The 16714-nt window shown below is 69.3% G+C and carries 14 protein-coding genes and 1 pseudogene; 4 read left to right on the top strand and 11 right to left on the bottom strand.

Annotated elements, in window-relative coordinates:
* Positions 1-16 precede the first annotated feature (16 nt).
* The 3 genes and pseudogenes from FOH10_RS14075 to FOH10_RS14065 all read right to left on the bottom strand — a co-directional run bounded on the left by FOH10_RS14075 (position 17) and on the right by FOH10_RS14065 (position 3738).
* The gene (locus FOH10_RS14075; RefSeq protein ID WP_029927417.1) at positions 17-244 is read right to left on the bottom strand and encodes a 4Fe-4S dicluster domain-containing protein; all 228 of its coding nucleotides are present in this window, start codon (positions 242-244) and stop codon (positions 17-19) included.
* A pseudogene (locus FOH10_RS14070) lies at positions 244-2918 on the bottom strand (fumarate reductase/succinate dehydrogenase flavoprotein subunit). Before FOH10_RS14070 ends, FOH10_RS14075 begins: the two are co-directional and overlap by 1 nt.
* 1 nt (position 2919) lies before the next feature.
* A complete protein-coding gene (locus tag FOH10_RS14065; RefSeq protein WP_081592431.1) occupies positions 2920-3738 on the bottom strand; it encodes a GntR family transcriptional regulator in 819 nt (272 codons plus the stop codon).
* Positions 3739-3998: 260 nt separating this feature from the next.
* On the opposite strand from FOH10_RS14065, the gene FOH10_RS14060 reads away from it, so the two are divergent.
* Positions 3999-4991 (top strand): YeiH family protein, encoded by a 993-nt coding sequence (locus tag FOH10_RS14060; RefSeq protein ID WP_143981041.1) that lies wholly within the window; start codon positions 3999-4001, stop codon positions 4989-4991.
* 25 nt (positions 4992-5016) lie between these two features.
* A complete protein-coding gene (locus tag FOH10_RS14055) occupies positions 5017-5718 on the top strand; it encodes a cupin domain-containing protein (RefSeq protein WP_143981040.1) in 702 nt (233 codons plus the stop codon).
* 115 nt (positions 5719-5833) lie between these two features.
* Here the strand turns inward: FOH10_RS14055 and pdxR are convergent, their stop codons facing one another.
* Positions 5834-7237, bottom strand: coding sequence for a MocR-like pyridoxine biosynthesis transcription factor PdxR (gene pdxR / locus FOH10_RS14050; protein ID WP_244961978.1), 1404 nt, complete (start codon positions 7235-7237; stop codon positions 5834-5836).
* A gap of 96 nt (positions 7238-7333) precedes the next feature.
* On the opposite strand from pdxR, the gene FOH10_RS14045 reads away from it, so the two are divergent.
* Positions 7334-8539: an MFS transporter gene (locus tag FOH10_RS14045; RefSeq protein ID WP_143981039.1), complete on the top strand. Its 1206-nt coding sequence runs from the start codon at positions 7334-7336 to the stop codon at positions 8537-8539.
* Here FOH10_RS14045 and FOH10_RS14040 read toward each other — a convergent pair.
* The 5 genes from FOH10_RS14040 to FOH10_RS14020 form a co-directional block, all read right to left on the bottom strand.
* Positions 8521-9345 (bottom strand): ParA family protein, encoded by an 825-nt coding sequence (locus FOH10_RS14040; protein WP_143981038.1) that lies wholly within the window; start codon positions 9343-9345, stop codon positions 8521-8523. The two genes, FOH10_RS14045 and FOH10_RS14040, sit on opposite strands and share 19 nt — an antisense overlap.
* Before the next feature lie 142 nt (positions 9346-9487).
* Positions 9488-10402 carry an oxidoreductase gene (locus tag FOH10_RS14035; RefSeq protein ID WP_143981037.1) on the bottom strand — a complete coding sequence of 305 codons (915 nt, stop codon included), beginning with the start codon at positions 10400-10402 and terminating at the stop codon, positions 9488-9490.
* A 202-nt stretch (positions 10403-10604) separates the two neighbouring features.
* Positions 10605-11942, bottom strand: a complete 1338-nt coding sequence (locus FOH10_RS14030; RefSeq protein ID WP_143981036.1) for a family 1 glycosylhydrolase — start codon at positions 11940-11942, stop codon at positions 10605-10607.
* Positions 11943-12002: 60 nt separating this feature from the next.
* The gene (locus FOH10_RS14025; protein WP_143981035.1) at positions 12003-13322 is read right to left on the bottom strand and encodes a family 1 glycosylhydrolase; all 1320 of its coding nucleotides are present in this window, start codon (positions 13320-13322) and stop codon (positions 12003-12005) included.
* 58 nt (positions 13323-13380) lie between these two features.
* Entirely contained in the window at positions 13381-14025 is a 645-nt protein-coding gene (locus FOH10_RS14020; RefSeq protein ID WP_143981034.1) for a TetR/AcrR family transcriptional regulator, read from the bottom strand.
* A 79-nt stretch (positions 14026-14104) separates the two neighbouring features.
* Between FOH10_RS14020 and FOH10_RS14015 the strand changes: the two genes are divergently transcribed.
* Positions 14105-15493: an MFS transporter gene (locus tag FOH10_RS14015; RefSeq protein WP_143981033.1), complete on the top strand. Its 1389-nt coding sequence runs from the start codon at positions 14105-14107 to the stop codon at positions 15491-15493.
* Between the two features lie 15 nt (positions 15494-15508).
* Here FOH10_RS14015 and FOH10_RS14010 read toward each other — a convergent pair whose 3' ends face one another.
* Positions 15509-15895: a VOC family protein gene (locus tag FOH10_RS14010; protein ID WP_143981032.1), complete on the bottom strand. Its 387-nt coding sequence runs from the start codon at positions 15893-15895 to the stop codon at positions 15509-15511.
* Positions 15896-15905: 10 nt separating this feature from the next.
* Positions 15906-16706 (bottom strand): helix-turn-helix domain-containing protein, encoded by an 801-nt coding sequence (locus tag FOH10_RS14005; protein WP_143981031.1) that lies wholly within the window; start codon positions 16704-16706, stop codon positions 15906-15908.
* Positions 16707-16714: the final 8 nt, after the last annotated feature.

The raw sequence follows: 16714 nt of genomic DNA, 5'->3' as shown, positions 1-16714 counted from the left end.
TGTGCTCCCGCCGGACTCAGCGCAACAGGTACGGGATGTCGACGGTCACCGCGTCCACCGGACAGCGGGCCGCGCAGGGACCGCAGTACCAGCATTCGTCGACGTGCATGTACGCCTTGCCGGTGTCGGGGTGGATGGCGAGCGAATCGAGCGGACACATGTCGACGCAGAGGGTGCAGCCGTCGATGCATTTCGCCTCGTCGATCGAGACGGGGACGTCGAGGCGGGTGGATGCCTGGGCCATCAGAGTTCCTTTCCGGAGTTGGCGATGCCGATGCGGGCGAAGGCGCGGACATCGGCGTCCGGGTCCTCCAGGGCGGTGCGGAGGGCGGCGACGACCTCCGGGTGGGCGGCGATGCGTTCGGCGAGACCGCGCACGGCCGCCTTGCGCACGTCGAGATTGGGATCGGTCACCGCGGCCACCAGTGCGGGCGCGGCGATATCGGGGTCGGCCACCGCCAGCGCGACGGCCGCGCCCTGGCGGACCTGCCAGGCCGGATCGGTGAGCGCGGCGACCGCGAGTGCCGCCGCCTCGTCACCGCAGCCGGTGTGGGCCAGGCCGGTCAGCGCGGCGGCCCGCACCAGCGGATCGGGATCGGCGGCCAGGGTGACCAGGGTGGCCGAACCACGCGGATCACTGACCGCCGCAATACCTTTGGCGACGCCGATGCGCACCAGCGCGACCGCGTCGGCGGCGGCCGTGTGCAGGTGTTCCAGCGCGTCCACCGAGGTGAGCCCGCCGATCACGGCCAGCCGTACCGTCGGATCGGCGTCGGTGAACCATCCGAACAGTTCGTGAGCATCGGTGCGCCGATGCCGCCACAGCGCCTCGATGGCGGCGGCGCGCACCTCCGCGTCGGCGGCCGTGACGGCGGCCTCCCGCAGCGCCGCGTCGAATTCCGTTCCGGGAACCAGCACTTCGACGAGTTCGGTGAGCAGCCCGATGGCGGTGCGCCGCACGGAACCGTCCGGATCGGTGAGGCCGCGCGCGATGATCGGCGCGGAGTCTGCCCACTCCTCGGTGGTCTCGCTCAGCACCGACAGCGCGGTCCGCCGCACCTCGGGATCCGAATCGTCCAGGTAGGGGCGCAGTTCGGACAGCTCCGGACACTCCTCGGCCAGCTCCACGAGTGCCAGCAGCCGCGCGCTCATCGGCAGCTCCAGGCACCGGCGAGCACAGGGGCCGCCACATCGGCGACGCCGTCGGGGCGGACGAAGCCGGGCACCGGCACGATGTAGGGAGCCACCGGCCGGGTGCGGAAGGCCATCGCGCCGGTGTCGTCCCGGAAGAGGTTCAGGTGGCAGAACCATGCGGCGTCATCGCGTTCCGGAGTATCGGCGCGCTGGTGGTACAGACCCCAGCGGCTCTCGGTCCGGCGCAACGATGCCCGCGCCGCCATCTCGGCGCAGTCCCGGATGAAGGTCACCTCCGCGCAGCGCATCAGTTCGTGCGGGGTGCGCGCGCCCATCCGGTCGATATCGGTGCGCATGCGCTCGAACGCCTCGAGCCCGAGAGTCAGGTAGCGCTGGGACTTCGGCGGTTGCAGATAGTCGTTGACGAAGCGGCGCAGCTTGTATTCGACCTGCTGCTGCGGCGGCCCGTCCGGATTGCTCAGCGGACGGTAGATGAGGGCGTGCGCCGCCTCGATCTGATCCTCCGGCAGCGCCGGATGCGCGGCCCCGGCCGCGTAGTCGCTGGCGCTCTCACCGGCGATATCGCCGTAGACGAAGGCCCCGATCATGTAGTTGTGCGGCACCAGTGCCATGTCCCCGGCGGCGTAGAGGCCGGGCACCGTGGTGGCCGCGTACTCGTCCACCCAGACTCCGGACGCGGAATGCCCACTGCACAAACCGATCTCGGAGATGTGCATCTCGATGTCGCGGGTGCGGTAGTCGGTGCCGCGGCCGGCGTGGAAGGTGCCGCGGGTGGGCCGTTCGGTGGTGTGCAGTATGCCCTCGATCTGGCGGATGGTGGCATCGGGCAGATGGCTGAGCTTCAGGTAGATCGGCCCCCGCGCGCTGTCGAGTTCGCGTTTGACCTCGGCCATCATCTGCCCGGACCAGTAGTCGCAGTCCACGAAGCGATTGCCCTCGGCATTGACCTGGTAGCCGCCGAACGGATTGGCGACGTACGCGCAGGCCGGGCCGTTGTAGTCCTTGATGAGCGGATTGATCTGGAAACACTCGATGCCGGAGAGTTCCGCGCCCGCGTGGTAGGCCATGGCGTAGCCGTCGCCCGCATTGGTGGGGTTCTCGTAGGTGCCGTACAGGTAACCGCTCGCGGGCAGCCCCAGCCGCCCACAGGCCCCGGCCGCCAGGATCACCGCGCCCGCCGACACCGTGACGAATTCCCCTGTCCTGGTATCGAACCCGACCGCGCCCACCGCGCGCCCGCCCACGGTGAGCACCCGCACCGGCATCACCCGGTTGCTGATGGTGACCTTGGCGCGCACGTCGCGGGCGCGCAGCGTGCGGTAGAGCACCTTCTTGACATCGCGCCCCTCCGGCATCGGCAGCACGTAGCTGCCGGAGCGGTGCACCTTGCGCACCGCGTACTCGCCGTGCTCGTCCTTCTCGAATTTGACGCCGTAGCCCTCCAGCCGCTGCACCATCTCGAAACCGCGGGTGGCGGTCCGATACACGGTGCGCTGGTTGACGATGCCGTCATTGGCGATGGTGATGTCGGCGACGTAGTCCTCCGGACTGGCCTTGCCCGGCACCACGGCGTTGTTGACGCCGTCCATCCCCATGGCCAGCGCGCCGGAGTGGCGGACGTGCGCCTTCTCCAGCAGCAGCACGTTCGCGCCGCGGCGGGCGGCGGTGAGTGCGGCCATGGTGCCCGCCGTGCCGCCGCCGATCACCAGTACGTCGCAGGTCAGTTCCTGCCGGTGGGTCACCGGCGGGATATTCGCGGCCATCTCAGATCCTTTCCAGCGGTTCGGTCACACCGCGATTCGGTGTGACGGGTGCGCGATGCAGACGGCCCGACAGCGAGAATCGGTCGCCGCGGTAGCGGACGTATTCGAGGTCGATGGGTCGGCCGGAATCGGTGTAGGTGAGCCGCTCCATCAACAGAAGCGGCGATCCGGGCCGCACCGCCAGCAGTCCGGCCACGGTCGGATCGGCCGCGACGGCTTCGATGGAGATGGCGGCCGAGCCCAGCGGCAGCCCGAGTTCGGCCTCCAGCAGCCGGAAGACATCGCAGCCGGTGAGATCGAGCTCCAGCAGCGGAGCACCGACGTCGGCGGTGAGATAGCTGGCATCCAGGGACAGCGGCACGCCGTCGAGGCAGCGCAGCCGTTCCAGCGCGACCACCGGTGTCTCCGGCTCCAGTTCGAGGCGTTCGGCCACCATCGGGGTCGCGGGCACCACCTCGGCCAGCAGCACCGTGTTGAGCACCCGGTCACTGCCGGTGTCGAAGGTCTCCGCCAGCCCGCGCAGCCGGTCCAGCCCCTGGACGGCCTTGTCGGCCACCACGAAGGTGCCCGCACCCGGCACCCGATCGACCATCCCCTCGTCACGCAGCAGTGCGAGGGCGTCGCGCACGATATTGCGACTGGTGGCGAAATCCGCCGCCAGTTGAGTTTCCGACGGCAGTGGGCGATTTCCGTACACGCCACTGCGAATACGGGCCCGCAGGATATCTCGAATGCGGCGTGCGGGAGCCGAACGGCGGCCGGTCGCGGAATTCACCACACCGCCGCGATCCGGCTGTCCGGAATACGTCTTGCCTGTCATGCAGCACATGGTGGAAACGGCTGGTTACATTCGACGTTTCGAGTAATTACCGGCTCGTTACGCCAGTTACGGTTCCCGAGAAAACACCCTCACCTGCGAAAACTCTTGCGCGCCGGTGAGTATTACCAGTTGACTACACGGCAGCGGACCGTATCGACGGGATTCGGTGGGCGAAGTACCGGCAGCTCATGAGTCCCGCTTATGAGCTTGTCGAATTTCAGTGGCTACCGCCCTATTTCGGGTCGCGTCAGGGTGATCGCGTGCTCACCATTCGCAAATCCCTGCCCGGTCTCGCGTTGGCGCTGGCGCTGGCCACCATCGCCACCATGCTCGGTCACGCACTGCCCGCCGTCGGCGCACCGGTTCTCGCTCTCGGCGCGGGAGCGCTGTTCGGGGCGGTGCGGCGACGTTCCGTCGCGGAGGCGGGAGCCCTCGCCCCCGGCCTGCGCATCGCCCGACAGCGCCTGCTGGCCCTCGCCATCGTCCTGCTCGGCCTCGGCCTGCCGCTGCCGGCCTTGCTCGCCGTCGGCCACCGCACCTCGGCGGTGCTGCTCGGCACCGTGCTGGTGTGTGCGGTCACCGCCGTCCTGGTCGGGCGGATGCTCGCACTGGAGCGGGACTCGGCCATTCTGGTGGCGGCGGGCACCGCCATCTGCGGCGCGTCCGCCATCGCCGCCGTGGCCGCGGTGCTGCGTCCGGAGCGGGAGCGACTGGCCTACGCCCTCGGCACCATCTTCGTCTTCAATATCGCCGCGGTGCTGGTCTTTCCGCCGCTGGGCAGCGCGCTCGGGCTGTCGGAGCAGTCCTTCGGGCTCTGGGCGGGCACCGCCATCAACGACACCTCCTCGGTGGTGGCGGCGGGGGTGATCTTCGGCCCGGCCGCCGCGCAGTTCGCGATCACCGTGAAGATGGTGCGCAGTCTGCTCATCGTGCCGCTGTGCCTCGGTGTGCACCTGACCGTCCGGCGGTCGGAGCGGGCCGCCACGCCCTGGCGGGCGGTGCCGATGTTCGTGGTGCTGTTCGTCGCGGCCTCGGCGCTCGCGAGCACCGGCCTGATTCCGCCCGGATGGGCGGCGGCCCTCGGGTCGGTCAGCGCCTGGCTCATCGCCGCGGCGCTGGCCGCGATCGGAACATCGTTGAGCTGGAGTCACATTCGCGCTGGTGGCGGCAGGCCACTGCTCTTCGGCGGCATCCTCGCCGTGGTGCTGTCGGTCAGTTGTCTGATATTGCAGTGGGCAACCGGCTGGTTATGAGCGCCGCGGCTGCCACAATGGAAGCGTGGTTGACTCGACCGGTCGCGGCGTGATCGATGTGAGGACCTCGGCGGGGGTATCCGCGGCGCAGGCGTTCGAGGCGTGGGAAGGGGCGGTCAGCGCCGCCTATGTGCCCATGTCCGTCTCGCCGGTGCACCTGGGGGATTTCCACGGGCGCGTGGACGCGGCCCAGTTCGGGGATCTCACCCTGTCCCGTGTCCGGGCCAGTGCCCAGGTGGCTCGTCGCACCCGTCGGCTGGTGGCGCTGTCCGATGAGCCGATGCTGTTCGCCGTCATCCAGTGCGGCGGTGCGCCGGGCTGGCTCGAGCAGGGGGAGCGGGTACCCGGACCGCATCCGGGCGAGATGTACCTGCTCGATACCGGACGGCCCTATACCGTCTGCGTGGACGACTGCTGGGACCGCATTGTCGCGCAGGTGCCCCTCGAGCCGATCCTCGAGCGGACGGGTTTGCGCCCCAATGAGATTCGAACCGGTGTGCCGCTGCCCGGCACCGGGGCGGTGGGCGTCGTCGGGCGCTTCTTCCGGGATCTGATCGACCTGCGATCCGAGGATTCGGCCGGAATGGAACTGCTGGCCGCGCACGGGATGGACCTGCTGGCCGCGGCGGTGCGCTTGGCCGCGAGCGAGCCGCGCTGTGGCCGTTTCGCCGAGGTGCTCGATCTGACCGACTACCGATCGCGCTGCGCCGGAACGACCACGGAGTAGCCCGCGCGGCTCGGTGTAGCGCAAACGGCTCGGTGTAGCGCAAACGGCTCGGTGTCACGCAGACGGCTTCGTGTAGCTCATGGGGCTTCGTGTAGCTCATGCGGCGCTGGGCAGCTCACGTCGGCAGGGCCCGGCACAGCGCGTCGAGCGCGGCGGCATAGGCGTGCTCGGGCGGGGTGCCGTAGCCGATCACGAGGCCGTCGCGTGGTGGCATGGTGCTGTCCGGGTGACGGTAGGACCGGAACCCGTCGAGTGCCAGGCCGAGGCGGTGGGCCGCGCGCAGGGTGGACTCCTCGGTGCCGTCCGGCAGTTCGAGGACGGCGTGCATACCCGCCGCGATGCCGCCGACCCGAATATGCGGGAAGCGCTCGGCGAGGATGCGGGTCAACAGGTCCCGGCGACGACGGTAGACGGCACGCATGCGGCGCAGGTGGCTGTCGTAGCGGCCGGAGGTCAGGAAATCGGCGAGGGTGAGCTGATCGATGACACCGGTGGACAGCTCCCGCGGCCCCTTGGCGGCGAGCACGGCGTCGACCAGCCGGGCGGGCACGACCAGCCAGCCCAGGCGCAATGCGGGGGAGAGGCTCTTGCTGGTGGACCCGAAATACACCACCCGGTCGGGGTCGAGGCCCTGGACCGCGCCGACCGGTTCCCGGTCGTAGCGGAATTCGCCGTCGTAGTCGTCCTCGAGCAGTAGCGCCCCGCGGGCGCGAGCCCAATCGACCGCGGCCGCACGACGTTCCGGATGGAGCGGGCCGCCGGTCGGAAACTGGTGCGCGGGGGTGAGCAGTGCCGCGGTGGCCTCGGTGTCGGGAAGTCCGGCGATCCGGGCACCGTGGGCGTCGACCGGCAGCGGAATCGTGCGCAATCCGCACTCGTGCAGGATCTCCCGGTGGAATCCCAGACCGTAGGACTCCACGGCCACCGGTCCGGGCAGGATCGCACCGAGCAGCCGCAGCCCCTCCGCGAAGCCCGAACAGACGATCACCCGGTCGCTGTCGGCCCGCACTCCGCGCGCCCGCGCGAGATATTCCACCAGCGCCGCCCGTAGTTCGGGGCGGCCTCGCGGATCACCCACGCCGAAGGCGTCGTTCGGCGCGGCCGCCAGCGCGCGCCGGGCGGAGGCGAGCCAAGCCGTGCGCGGGAACGCCGCCGCATCGGGCGAACTCGGCAGCAGGTCGTGACCGAGGCGGCGCCGCGGTGGCGAGATCCGGTGCGGCTGCTCGGGTTCGCGAGGTACGGCGCGCTCGGCCACCCGGGTGCCCGACCCCACCCGCGCCGTGAGCCAGCCCTCCGCCACCAGTTCGGCATACGCGTCGGCCACGGTATTGCGGGCGATTCCGAGATCGAGGGCGAGGCCGCGGTAGGGCGGCAGCCGGGTGCCCGGGGCCAGACGTCCCGAGCGAACGGCCTCCCGCAGCGCCTCCATCACCTGGGCGCGGCGACTACCCCGGCCGCTGAGCTCCAGATGCAGATCGGTGCCCGCACCCCCTTCACGATTGACCCATGAATCCGGCACAGGATTGCACCCTACTCCGGGTCATTGTCACTTCTACCGTGAATGCCACGGCCGTCCGTCCCGCACCATGCTCATCCCGAAAGGAACTGTGCCGCCATGTCTCTCATCGCGACTTCCGACACCGCCGACACTCCGTCGGCGGTGCGCGGATGGTCGGCCGTCGCGGCCGTCACCCTGGGCATCTTCGCCCTCATGACCTCCGAACTCCTACCGGTCGGCCTGCTCACTCCGGTCGCCGCCGACCTGCGGGTCTCGGCGGGCGTCGCGGGACTGATGGTCACTGTCCCCGGCTTGGTCGCCGCGGTCTCCGCACCGCTGGTCACCCTCGCGACGGGCCGGATCGACCGGCGCGTCGTGCTCGCCGTTCTGGTCGGCATGGTCGGTGCGGCGAATCTGGCGTCCGCGTTCGCCACCGACTTCACCCTGATCCTGCTCGCGCGGGTGCTCATCGGCGTCAGCGTCGGCGGCTTCTGGGCCCTGGCGGGTGGCATCGCACTGCGCCTGGTGCCGCCGCGTCATGTCACGCGGGCCACGGCGGTCATCTTCGGCGGTGTCGAGACCGCCTCGGTCCTGGGCGTTCCCACCGGCACACTGCTCGGCGACCTGAGCGGCTGGCGAGTCGCCTTCGCCGCCGTCGGCGTACTCGGCCTGACCTCCCTGGTCTGCATCGTGCTGCTCATGCCGAACGTGCCCGCACAGCGCACCCTCGTCCTCGGCGATCTGCCGCGGGTGCTCACCACCAACGCGGGCGTCCGAGCCGGAATCGCGCTGACCTTCCTGGTCGTTACCGGGCACTTCCTGGCCTATACCTTCGTCCGCCCCGTGCTGCTGTCGCACGGCGTTGACGACGGCGTGATCGGCGCGCTACTGCTGGCCTTCGGCATCGCGGGCATCTGCGGCAACTTCATCGCCGGAGCGCTCATCGCGAAGTACCTGCGGCACACCGTCGGCGGTCTGGCGGTGCTGCTGGCCGTGGGCATGCTGACCCTGCTGACCGTCGACCACACCGCCGCGACGGCGGCGGTCACCCTCGTCGTCTGGGGTCTGGGCTACGGTGCGGTGCCCGTCACCTTCCAGACCTGGATTCTCGACACCGCGCCGCGGGATCCGGAGGCCGCGTCGTCGATGTACGTCTCGGCCTTCAACCTGTCCATCGCATTCGGCGCGCTGTTCGGCGGTCTGGCCGTGAACGGGCTCGGGGTGGGCAGCGTGCTGTGGCTCGGCGCGGCGCTGGCGCTGGGCGCACTGCTGGTGGTGCGCCCGCGCCGGGCCCGCCGCGCGAGTCAGCGGTTCGTACGTTGAATCACCTCGCGGGCCAGCGCCCGATACTGATCGGCCCCCGACGAGCGGGGTGCCCAGGTGGTGATGGGTTCCCCGGCGATGGTGGCGTCGGGGAACCGGACCGTGCGGGAGATGACGGTGTCGTAGACGCGGTCGCCGAAGACCTCGCCCACCCGGGCCATGACCTGTCGCGAGTGCAGCAGGCGTCCGTCGAACATGGTGACCACGATGCCCGAGAGACTGAGTTTCGGATTCAGCCGCTCGCGCACCTTCTCCATGGTGTCGGTCAGCAGGGCCAGGCCGCGCAGCGAGAAGAACTCGCACTCCATCGGGATGATCACCCCGTCGGCGCAGGCCAGCGCGTTGACGGTGAGCAGGCTCAGGGAGGGCTGGCAGTCGACGAGGATGTAGTCGTAGCGGTCCCGGATCGGGTCCAGCACCCGCCCCAGCGACTGTTCCCGACCGACCTCGTTGACCAACTGGATCTCCGCCGCGGACAGATCGATATTGCTGGGCAGCAGGTGCATATTGTCGACCCGGGTCGGCATCACCACCTCGTCGACCGGCGGTCCCGACTTGCCGAGCAGGTCGTAGATCGTCACATTCAGGTCGTGCGGTGGCACCCCCAACCCGGCGGACAGCGCCCCCTGCGGATCGAGGTCCACCAGCAGGACGCGTAAACCGGTTTCGGCGAGTGCGGCACCGAGATTGATGGTGGAGGTGGTCTTGCCGACGCCGCCCTTCTGATTGCACAGGGCGATGACGTGGGCGTCGGTGCGCGGTAGCCCGTTCTTCACCGAAGGTTCGAATGCGCTGACCGTGGTCATGATCCGCACCCACCCTTACCCGAGGTCGCGCCGGATTTGCATCGACTGCAAGGCGGATCACTGAGATACCGGGTGTTTGCTGGCATGTCGCCAGGCTAGCGGGTGACCCGCCCGAAGGCCGACACCTCCGCTGAGTGATTCCTCACCGAGGTCCGAAATGGGCGAAATCGAACCGCACATCGGTGAGCTTCTCGGACCGCTCCCAGAGTCGTTGGGCGAGTTCACGATCGTAGGAGGCGTGACTCGACGAGGTTCGCATCGGATATCCACGCAAACCGAATAGTCTGTTCGGGCCGTAGTATCCACCCGGCTCGACCTCGGCGGTCGCCGCGAACAGCAGTGGCAGCGCGCCCATTTCGGGGCTCTGCCCCGGGTTCAGCCAGGGCAGCGCGGTGGTCAGATGGTGCAGCGATGTGGTGACGAATCGCAGCAGTGTCCCGCTGCGGGTGACGATATCGGTCTCGGCATATCCGGGATGCGCGGCGACCGACAGCACCGGCGCACCCGCCGCGTCGAGTCGCCGCTGCAATTCGTAGGCGAACAGCAGATTGGCCAGTTTGGATTGCGCGTACGCGCCGTAGCGCCGGTAGCCGCGCCGCTGCCAATCCAGATCGTCGACATCCAGCCCGGCGATGAGATGGGTGTGACTGCTCATCGAGACCACCCGATCGCGCACCCGGTCCAGTAATAGCCCGGTGAGGGCGAAATGTCCGAGATAGTTGGTTCCGAGCTGTTTTTCGAAGCCGTCGACGGTGCGCTCGAACGGGATCGCCATCACGCCCGCGTTGTTGACCAGTACATCGACGTGGTCGACGGTCTCGGCGAAGGCGCGCACCGAGGCGAGATCGGCCAGGTCCAGCGGGCGGGCCTCGGCGCGCGTGCCGAGTTCGCGGGCGACCCGCTCGGCCTTGGTCATATTGCGGCAGGCCAGGATCACCCGGGCTCCGGCATCGTGCAGGGCCCGGGCGATGGCGGCGCCGAGACCGCCGTTGCCGCCGGTCACGATGTGCACCCGGCCGTGCTGATCGGGGATGTCGGCGGTGGTCCACTTGGGCATGGCGGCTCCCGGTGTGGATCGGGGAGTCCCGCGGAACGCGTCGTTGCTATTCGGCGAAGGGCTCGAAACAGTACTGGACGTTCGCCAACCCTAGCAATGCGGCGCGGATTCGACTGGCACTCAGCTGTTCCGGCGCGGTGGCGCTCCGGAACTTCAGCTACTCCGGAACCTCATCCGACCGGGAACCCGGGTACTCCCCGGGCTAGGAGGCGGTCTGCCCCGCGAACTCCACCTCCGGCACCGTGACCGGGTGCTCGCAGCTGGCGGGCGGATCGACCAGTGCGCAGTCCGACAGCGGCCGCACCGGGCGGTATTCGGCGGGCACGCCGTCGGCGGCGATGATGTCGCGGTAGGTGTCGACGGCGTCGGTGGGGGTGCGGGTGAGGTTCGGGTCGGTGCGGACGTCGACGGTGTAGAGCCCGAAACGGGGTGCGTAGGAACCCCATTCGTAGTTGTCGGTGATACTCCAGTAGTTGTATCCGATCACGTTCATACCGTCGGCCCGGGCGCGCTGGATCCAGTACACGGTGTCGCGCAGGTGGTCGGATCGGGTGTAGCCGTCAGCGCGGGGTGCGCCGTCCTCGGTGGGCATTCCGTTCTCGACGATGTAGAGCGGCTTGTCCGGAAAGCGCTCCGCGTAATGGCGCAACGCGTAGTAGATGCCCTCCGGGCGCACCGGCAGCTCCCACATGCCCGCCGGGGGCGGCACCGAACCGTCGGTGGACGCCTCGGGAGCCTGGAGGCCGAAATAGTAGTCGACGCCGATGATGTCGAGTTTCGCGCCGATGCGGTCCAGCAGCGGGCCGTTCACCTCGGCCTCGGCTCCGGCGACATAGCCGACGTTGCTGGTGACCCGCGCGTCCGGCTGCACCCGGTGGATGTAGTCGTAGATATCGTTGTGCGCCCGCGCGACCAGGTCCAGCATCCGCCCGGCGTCGGTGCCGTTGTGGCGCACCTCGTGCATGATGTAGGCGACGGGCTCGTTCACCGTGACCCAGACCGGATTCCAGTCCGCGTACCGGTCCACCACCCGCCGCGCGTTGCGCAGCCAGTCCTCGACGATGGCGGGATCGTTCCAGCCGCCGCGATCGGCCACCCAGCCCGGATACACCCAGTGATCCAGGGTGAGCATGGGCCGCATGCCGTGGTCGAGAATCTCGGCGACCACCGCGTCGTAGAAGCGGAACGCCTCCTCGTCCCACTGGCCCGGTTGCGGCTGCACCCGCGCCCATTCGATGCCGATCCGGAAGACCCGCGCGCCGAGATGGGCGGCGAGTGCGATGTCGGAGGCGTAGCGGTGATAGAAGTCCACCGACTGTTCGTACGGCTCGTAGCCCTTTGCCTCGATGTAGCGGGTCCAGTTGTTATCGGGCGTCGCGCCCTCGGACTGAAATCCCGACGCGGCCACGCCCCAGAGGAAATCGTCGCCGAGCCCACCGCGCACGGACGGCGGTACGGCCGCCGCATGCGGGGCCACCAGTAGGCATGCCGCCGCGGTTGTCAGTCCGGTGATCACGCAGCGACGCAGCCTGGAGCGCATGCGAAAAGCGTAGCTGTCAGATAGCTGTTATCCGGGTCAGGCGCGCCGATGGCGCCGCTCTCAGCGGGGGAGCGTCACCGGATCGGTACAGCTGGACGGTACGTCGACCAGTGAGCAGGTGGCCGGTGCGCGGGTGGGCAGGTAGCCGCCCGGGACGCCGCCGTCGCCGACGATGGCGCGGTAGGCGTCCACCGCGTCGGTGGGGCGGCGCGTCAGGCTCGGATCGGAGCGAACGTCGACGGTGTACAGGCCGAAACGCGGCGTGTAGGAACCCCATTCGTAGTTGTCGGTGAGGCTCCAGTAGTTGTACCCGATCACGTTCATACCGTCGGCCTTGGCGCGCTGGATCCAGTAGATGGTGTCGCGCAGATTGTCGCCCCGGGTGTACCCGTCGGCGCGGGGCAGGCCGTTCTCGGTCGGCATGCCGTTCTCCACGATGTAGAGCGGCTTGCCGGGGAACATGCGGTCGAAATGCCGCAGCGTGTAATAGATCCCGTCGGCTTGCAACGGCATCCTCCACAGTTCGGACAGTGCGTCCGGGGAGATCGCGGGCAGCACCTCCGGGGAGACGCCGTAGTAGTAGTCGATGCCCACGTAGTCGAGCCGGTCCGCGATCCCGGCCAGCATCGCGCCGTTGACCGCCTGGTCGACGGCCGGAATGTAGGCGACATTGCTGGTCACCATCGCATCCGGGCGCACCTGGTGGATGTAGTCGTAGATGCCGTTGTGGGCGGCGATGAGGCGGCTCTGCATGAGCGGCAGCTCGGCCGCCGACAGGCCGCCGTTGCGGACCTCGTTCATCATGTAGATGGCCGGTTCGTTGATGGTGACCCACAGCGGATCGCGAGCGGCGTAGCGGTCCACCACTTTTCGCATATTCGTCAGCCAGTCGTCGAGCATGGCGGGATTGCGCCAGCCGCCGCGGTCGACCTGCCAGCCGGGGTACACCCAGTGGTCCAGTGTCAGCATGGGCCGCATGCCCGCGGCCATGATGGCGTCGATGACCGCGTCGTAGAAGCGGAAGGCGTTCTCGTCCCAGACGCCGGGCTCCGGTTGTAGCCGCGCCCATTCGATTCCGATGCGGTAGGTGTTCACGCCGAGCCGCCGCGCGAGCGCGATATCGGAGGTGTAGCGCGAGTAGAAGTCGACGCTGTTCAGATATGGGTCGTACTCCGGATTCCCGGCGATATAGCGGGTCCAGTTGCTGTCGGGTGCGTGACCCTCCGACTGAAAACCGGAAGCGGCTACGCCCCAATGGAATCCAGGCCCCATGGGCGGCAACGGCGCGGGCGTGGGCGTCGCCGCCGCCGGAGCCGTCACGGCGAGTAGCGCGGCTCCGGTGAGGGCGGCGAGGACCTGGCGACGGGTGCGGGGGCGCATGGAACTCCTCATCCGGGTGGTGGAATCCGATGGGGCAATGCTGGTCGGTCGACCAGCATTATGCACGGATCGTGGATTCGTGTGGGAGCAATTGAGTTCTCAGCGCGTCGACGGCCCAGTCCTGCCAGGCGGATTCGGACCACCCGCGTTCACCGACCAATAGGTGGTAGGTCTCGGGAGCGAGTACGACCATGGCGATATCGGCGGCCCTGGCGGCATCGAGACCCCCGCGCAGTGGCGTCTTCGCGGCGAGCGCCTCGGCCAAGCGCGCCTGGACCGTATGGCGCTGGGCCAGATTGGCCTGCCACAGCTCCGCGATCTCCACATCGTCGGCGGCCGCCGATCGGACTACCTCGAGCAGTGGAGTGACGCGCCCCAGGATCTGTCCGGCGGCGACCACCTGGAGGCGCAGCTGTTCCTCGGGTGCGGCCGCCACCGCCTCGGCGAACCACGGCCGATCGAGGGTGGCCACGGGTTCGGCATCACCCGCGATCTCCACATCCAGGAGCTCGGTGAGGATGGCGCGTTTGGTGGCGAAGGTGAAGTACAGCGTCTGCACGGCCATTCCGGCCTGTTCCGCAATGGCTTTCATGGTGGTCGCGGTGTAGCCGCGGGTGGTGAACAGCTCCCGCGCGGCGTTGAGCATACGGGTGCGATTGGCCGAGGCGCGGGCCGCGCGAACGCCGGTGGTCTTCGCAGTCATGGCTCAATCCTACTTGACTAGAGCGAAACTCTAGTCAATTCTTTCACTAGATCGACGCTCTAGTGAAAGGAAGTCGACAATGCGCGGTACGGGGCGTCTGCAACTACTGCTGATCACCGTTGTGGAACTGGTGATCTTCTTGGATACGACGGTGCTCAACGTGGCCCTGCCCGCGATCGGGCAGCGATTCGGGCTGGGTGAGGCCGGGCTCGGCTGGGTCACCAACGCCTATCTGCTGGCCTTCGGCGGGTTCATGCTGCTCGGTGGGCGGGCCGCGGACCTGTACGGCCCGCGGCGCATGTTCGGCGTGGGCCTGGCGGTCTTCACCGCTGCGTCGGCACTGGCCGGATTCGCCGCAAGCCCAACGGTATTGATCGCCGCCCGGGCACTGCAGGGGATCGGCGCGGCGGTGGTGATTCCGGCGCAGCTGGCGCTGCTGACCGCCACCTTCACCGATCCGGCCGCGCGGCGGCGGGCCTTCGGCGTATGGAGCGCCATGGGTGCGGCGGGCGCGGCCATCGGCACGGCCGTGGGCGGTCCGCTCACCGATGCGTTCGGCTGGCCGTCGATCTTCCTCATCAATCTGCCCGTGGGCGTGGCGGCACTGGCGGGGCTCGTACTGCTGCCCAGGGATTCGGCGCGGACGGGCGGACGCCTCGACATACCCGGCGCGGTCACCGGAACGGTGGCACTGCTGATCCTCGGCTACGGCATCGGCGCGTGGGGCGATCCGGACGCCCGATCGCTCGCCGCCCCGCTGACCATCGCCGGACTGCTCGGCATGGCGGCCTTCCTGCTGATCGAGGCCCGCAGCCCGCACCCGCTGCTACCGCTGCGACTGTTCCGCATCCGCCGGGTGAGCGGTTCGGCCGCGGTCAACACCCTTGTCGGCGCGGCGCACGTGCCCGCTTTCGCGCTGCTGGCGCTGTATCTCCAGAACACCCAGGGCTACAGCCCGACCCTGTCCGGGCTCGCGGTGCTGCCGGTGGCCGTGGTCAATATCGTGGTCTCCCGCACCGTGATTCCCTACGCCCTCGAACGTCTCGGCGCGACCGGGGTGCTCGCGGGCGGCCTGGCCCTGCAGGCGCTCGCACTCGGCTGGCTGGCCCGCCTGCCCGAACACGGCGACTACCTGGTGGACGTGCTGCCCGCCGCCGTCATCTTCGGCATCGGCCTACCCGCCGCCTTCGTCGGCGTCACCGCACCCGCCGTCGAAGCGGTGGCCGAAACCGACCGCGGCATCGCGGCCGGCACCGTGAACACCGCCCAGCGCGTCGGCTCCGGACTCGGCGTCACCGCCGTACTCCTGCTCGCCCAATCCGTCACCGACGCCACCCACGACCACGTCCAGGGCCTCCGCGCGGGCTTCGCCGCCTCGGCGGCCCTGGCACTGCTCGGCTGCCTGCTCACCCTGGCGATCCTGCGGACGCCGCGCCCCGCCGTGGAAGCGCAGCCGTCGCGGGTGTGATTCGCCGGGCAGCACCTATCGAATGTCGGCGCTGACCACCCAGAGATGGCCGAACGGATCGCGCACCCGGCCTTGGCGTTTGCCGTAGGGGCGGTCGTCGACCGGGATCTCGAGCCGGGCCCCGTGCCGCACCATGTTCTTCGCGGTGGCGTCGGGGTCCGGCACGGTGAGCGTGAGCAGGACGGGGGAGCCGCCCACCGATTCGGGATCGCGCCATCCCCACTCCGGCACGCTCTGGGCCAGCGCGAAGACGACATCGCCCAACCTCAGTTCGGCGTGGTTGACCACACCGTCGTCATCGGCCACGCGCAGGCCCAGTTCGGCGCCGAGGGCTCGGGTGTAGAAGTCGATCGCGGAGTCGGCGTCGGAGACCAGCAGTTTGGGGTGCAGTTCGGAGTTCATGCAGCCATGATCACGAGGAGGCGCGCCGCCAGCCTTGTAGATTTCGGCCCTCTTCCAGCAGCCACCCGGACGGCGTGATGTTCATGAGGTCGCGAAAGTCGTGCACCAGGTGACTTTGATCGTGGTATCCGGATTCGGCCGCGACCTGCGCCCAGGAATCCGCGCCCGCGGCGGCGCGGTGTACGGCGGTGGACAACCGTGCGATCCGGGAGGCGAATTTGGGCGTGATGCCCAGCGACTGCCGCATGACCTCACGCAGCCGCCGGGGGCTCAGGTGTGCGGTGCGCGCCAGGTCCGCCACCGAGGCGCTGCCTCCGCTGGTTCCGATCCGCGCCAGGGTGTGGAGCGCGTCCTCGGCTCCCCGGACGGAATCGGCCCGGGACAGTTGCTCGAGCAGCCGGAGGCGGGTGACGGCGGCGCGGCGCTCGGGCGGCTGCGCGGCCAGTTCCCTGCCGAGCGAGCGCGCCCACGGGAGCACGGCATCGGCATCCACCCCACCGGCGTTCACCTCGCTGAGCGGCACTCCGGTGAGCCGCTGGAACGCGGCGGGTGACAGTTCGGCGTACACGGTCGGCTGCGCCGACCGCAGCGTCAGGGCCGGAGTCGCGACACCGGGGCGCAGGAATCCGGCCGCGACGGCCTGAGCGGTCTCGACGCGCCCGCCGTAGCGCACCTCGATCGGAGCGCCCAGGCTCATCACCAGCCGCGCCGACAGGGCTGGGACGGCCCGATGCGGTCGCGGTGGTCCGTGGTGGTCGCTGACGGCCACCACGCCGATACCCGCGGCCCGGCACGCCTGACGCAGATCCACCCCCGCAT

It is taken from the genome of Nocardia otitidiscaviarum (assembly GCF_007362295.1).
GTDB classification, from domain to species: domain Bacteria; phylum Actinomycetota; class Actinomycetes; order Mycobacteriales; family Mycobacteriaceae; genus Nocardia; species Nocardia otitidiscaviarum.
Note: the sequence above shows the minus strand (reverse complement) of the source record. Positions and strands in the feature narration are given on the sequence as shown.

Coding starts and splice junctions, on each gene's coding strand:
- FOH10_RS14075 (WP_029927417.1), bottom strand. CDS start 244: ATGGCCCAGGCATCCACCCGCCTCGACGTCCCCGTCTCGATCGACGAG.
- FOH10_RS14065 (WP_081592431.1), bottom strand. CDS start 3,738: ATGACAGGCAAGACGTATTCCGGACAGCCGGATCGCGGCGGTGTGGTG.
- FOH10_RS14045 (WP_143981039.1), top strand. CDS start 7,334: ATGTCTCTCATCGCGACTTCCGACACCGCCGACACTCCGTCGGCGGTG.
- FOH10_RS14040 (WP_143981038.1), bottom strand. CDS start 9,345: ATGACCACGGTCAGCGCATTCGAACCTTCGGTGAAGAACGGGCTACCG.
- FOH10_RS14035 (WP_143981037.1), bottom strand. CDS start 10,402: ATGCCCAAGTGGACCACCGCCGACATCCCCGATCAGCACGGCCGGGTG.
- FOH10_RS14030 (WP_143981036.1), bottom strand. CDS start 11,942: ATGCGCTCCAGGCTGCGTCGCTGCGTGATCACCGGACTGACAACCGCG.
- FOH10_RS14025 (WP_143981035.1), bottom strand. CDS start 13,322: ATGCGCCCCCGCACCCGTCGCCAGGTCCTCGCCGCCCTCACCGGAGCC.
- FOH10_RS14020 (WP_143981034.1), bottom strand. CDS start 14,025: ATGACTGCGAAGACCACCGGCGTTCGCGCGGCCCGCGCCTCGGCCAAT.
- FOH10_RS14015 (WP_143981033.1), top strand. CDS start 14,105: ATGCGCGGTACGGGGCGTCTGCAACTACTGCTGATCACCGTTGTGGAA.
- FOH10_RS14010 (WP_143981032.1), bottom strand. CDS start 15,895: ATGAACTCCGAACTGCACCCCAAACTGCTGGTCTCCGACGCCGACTCC.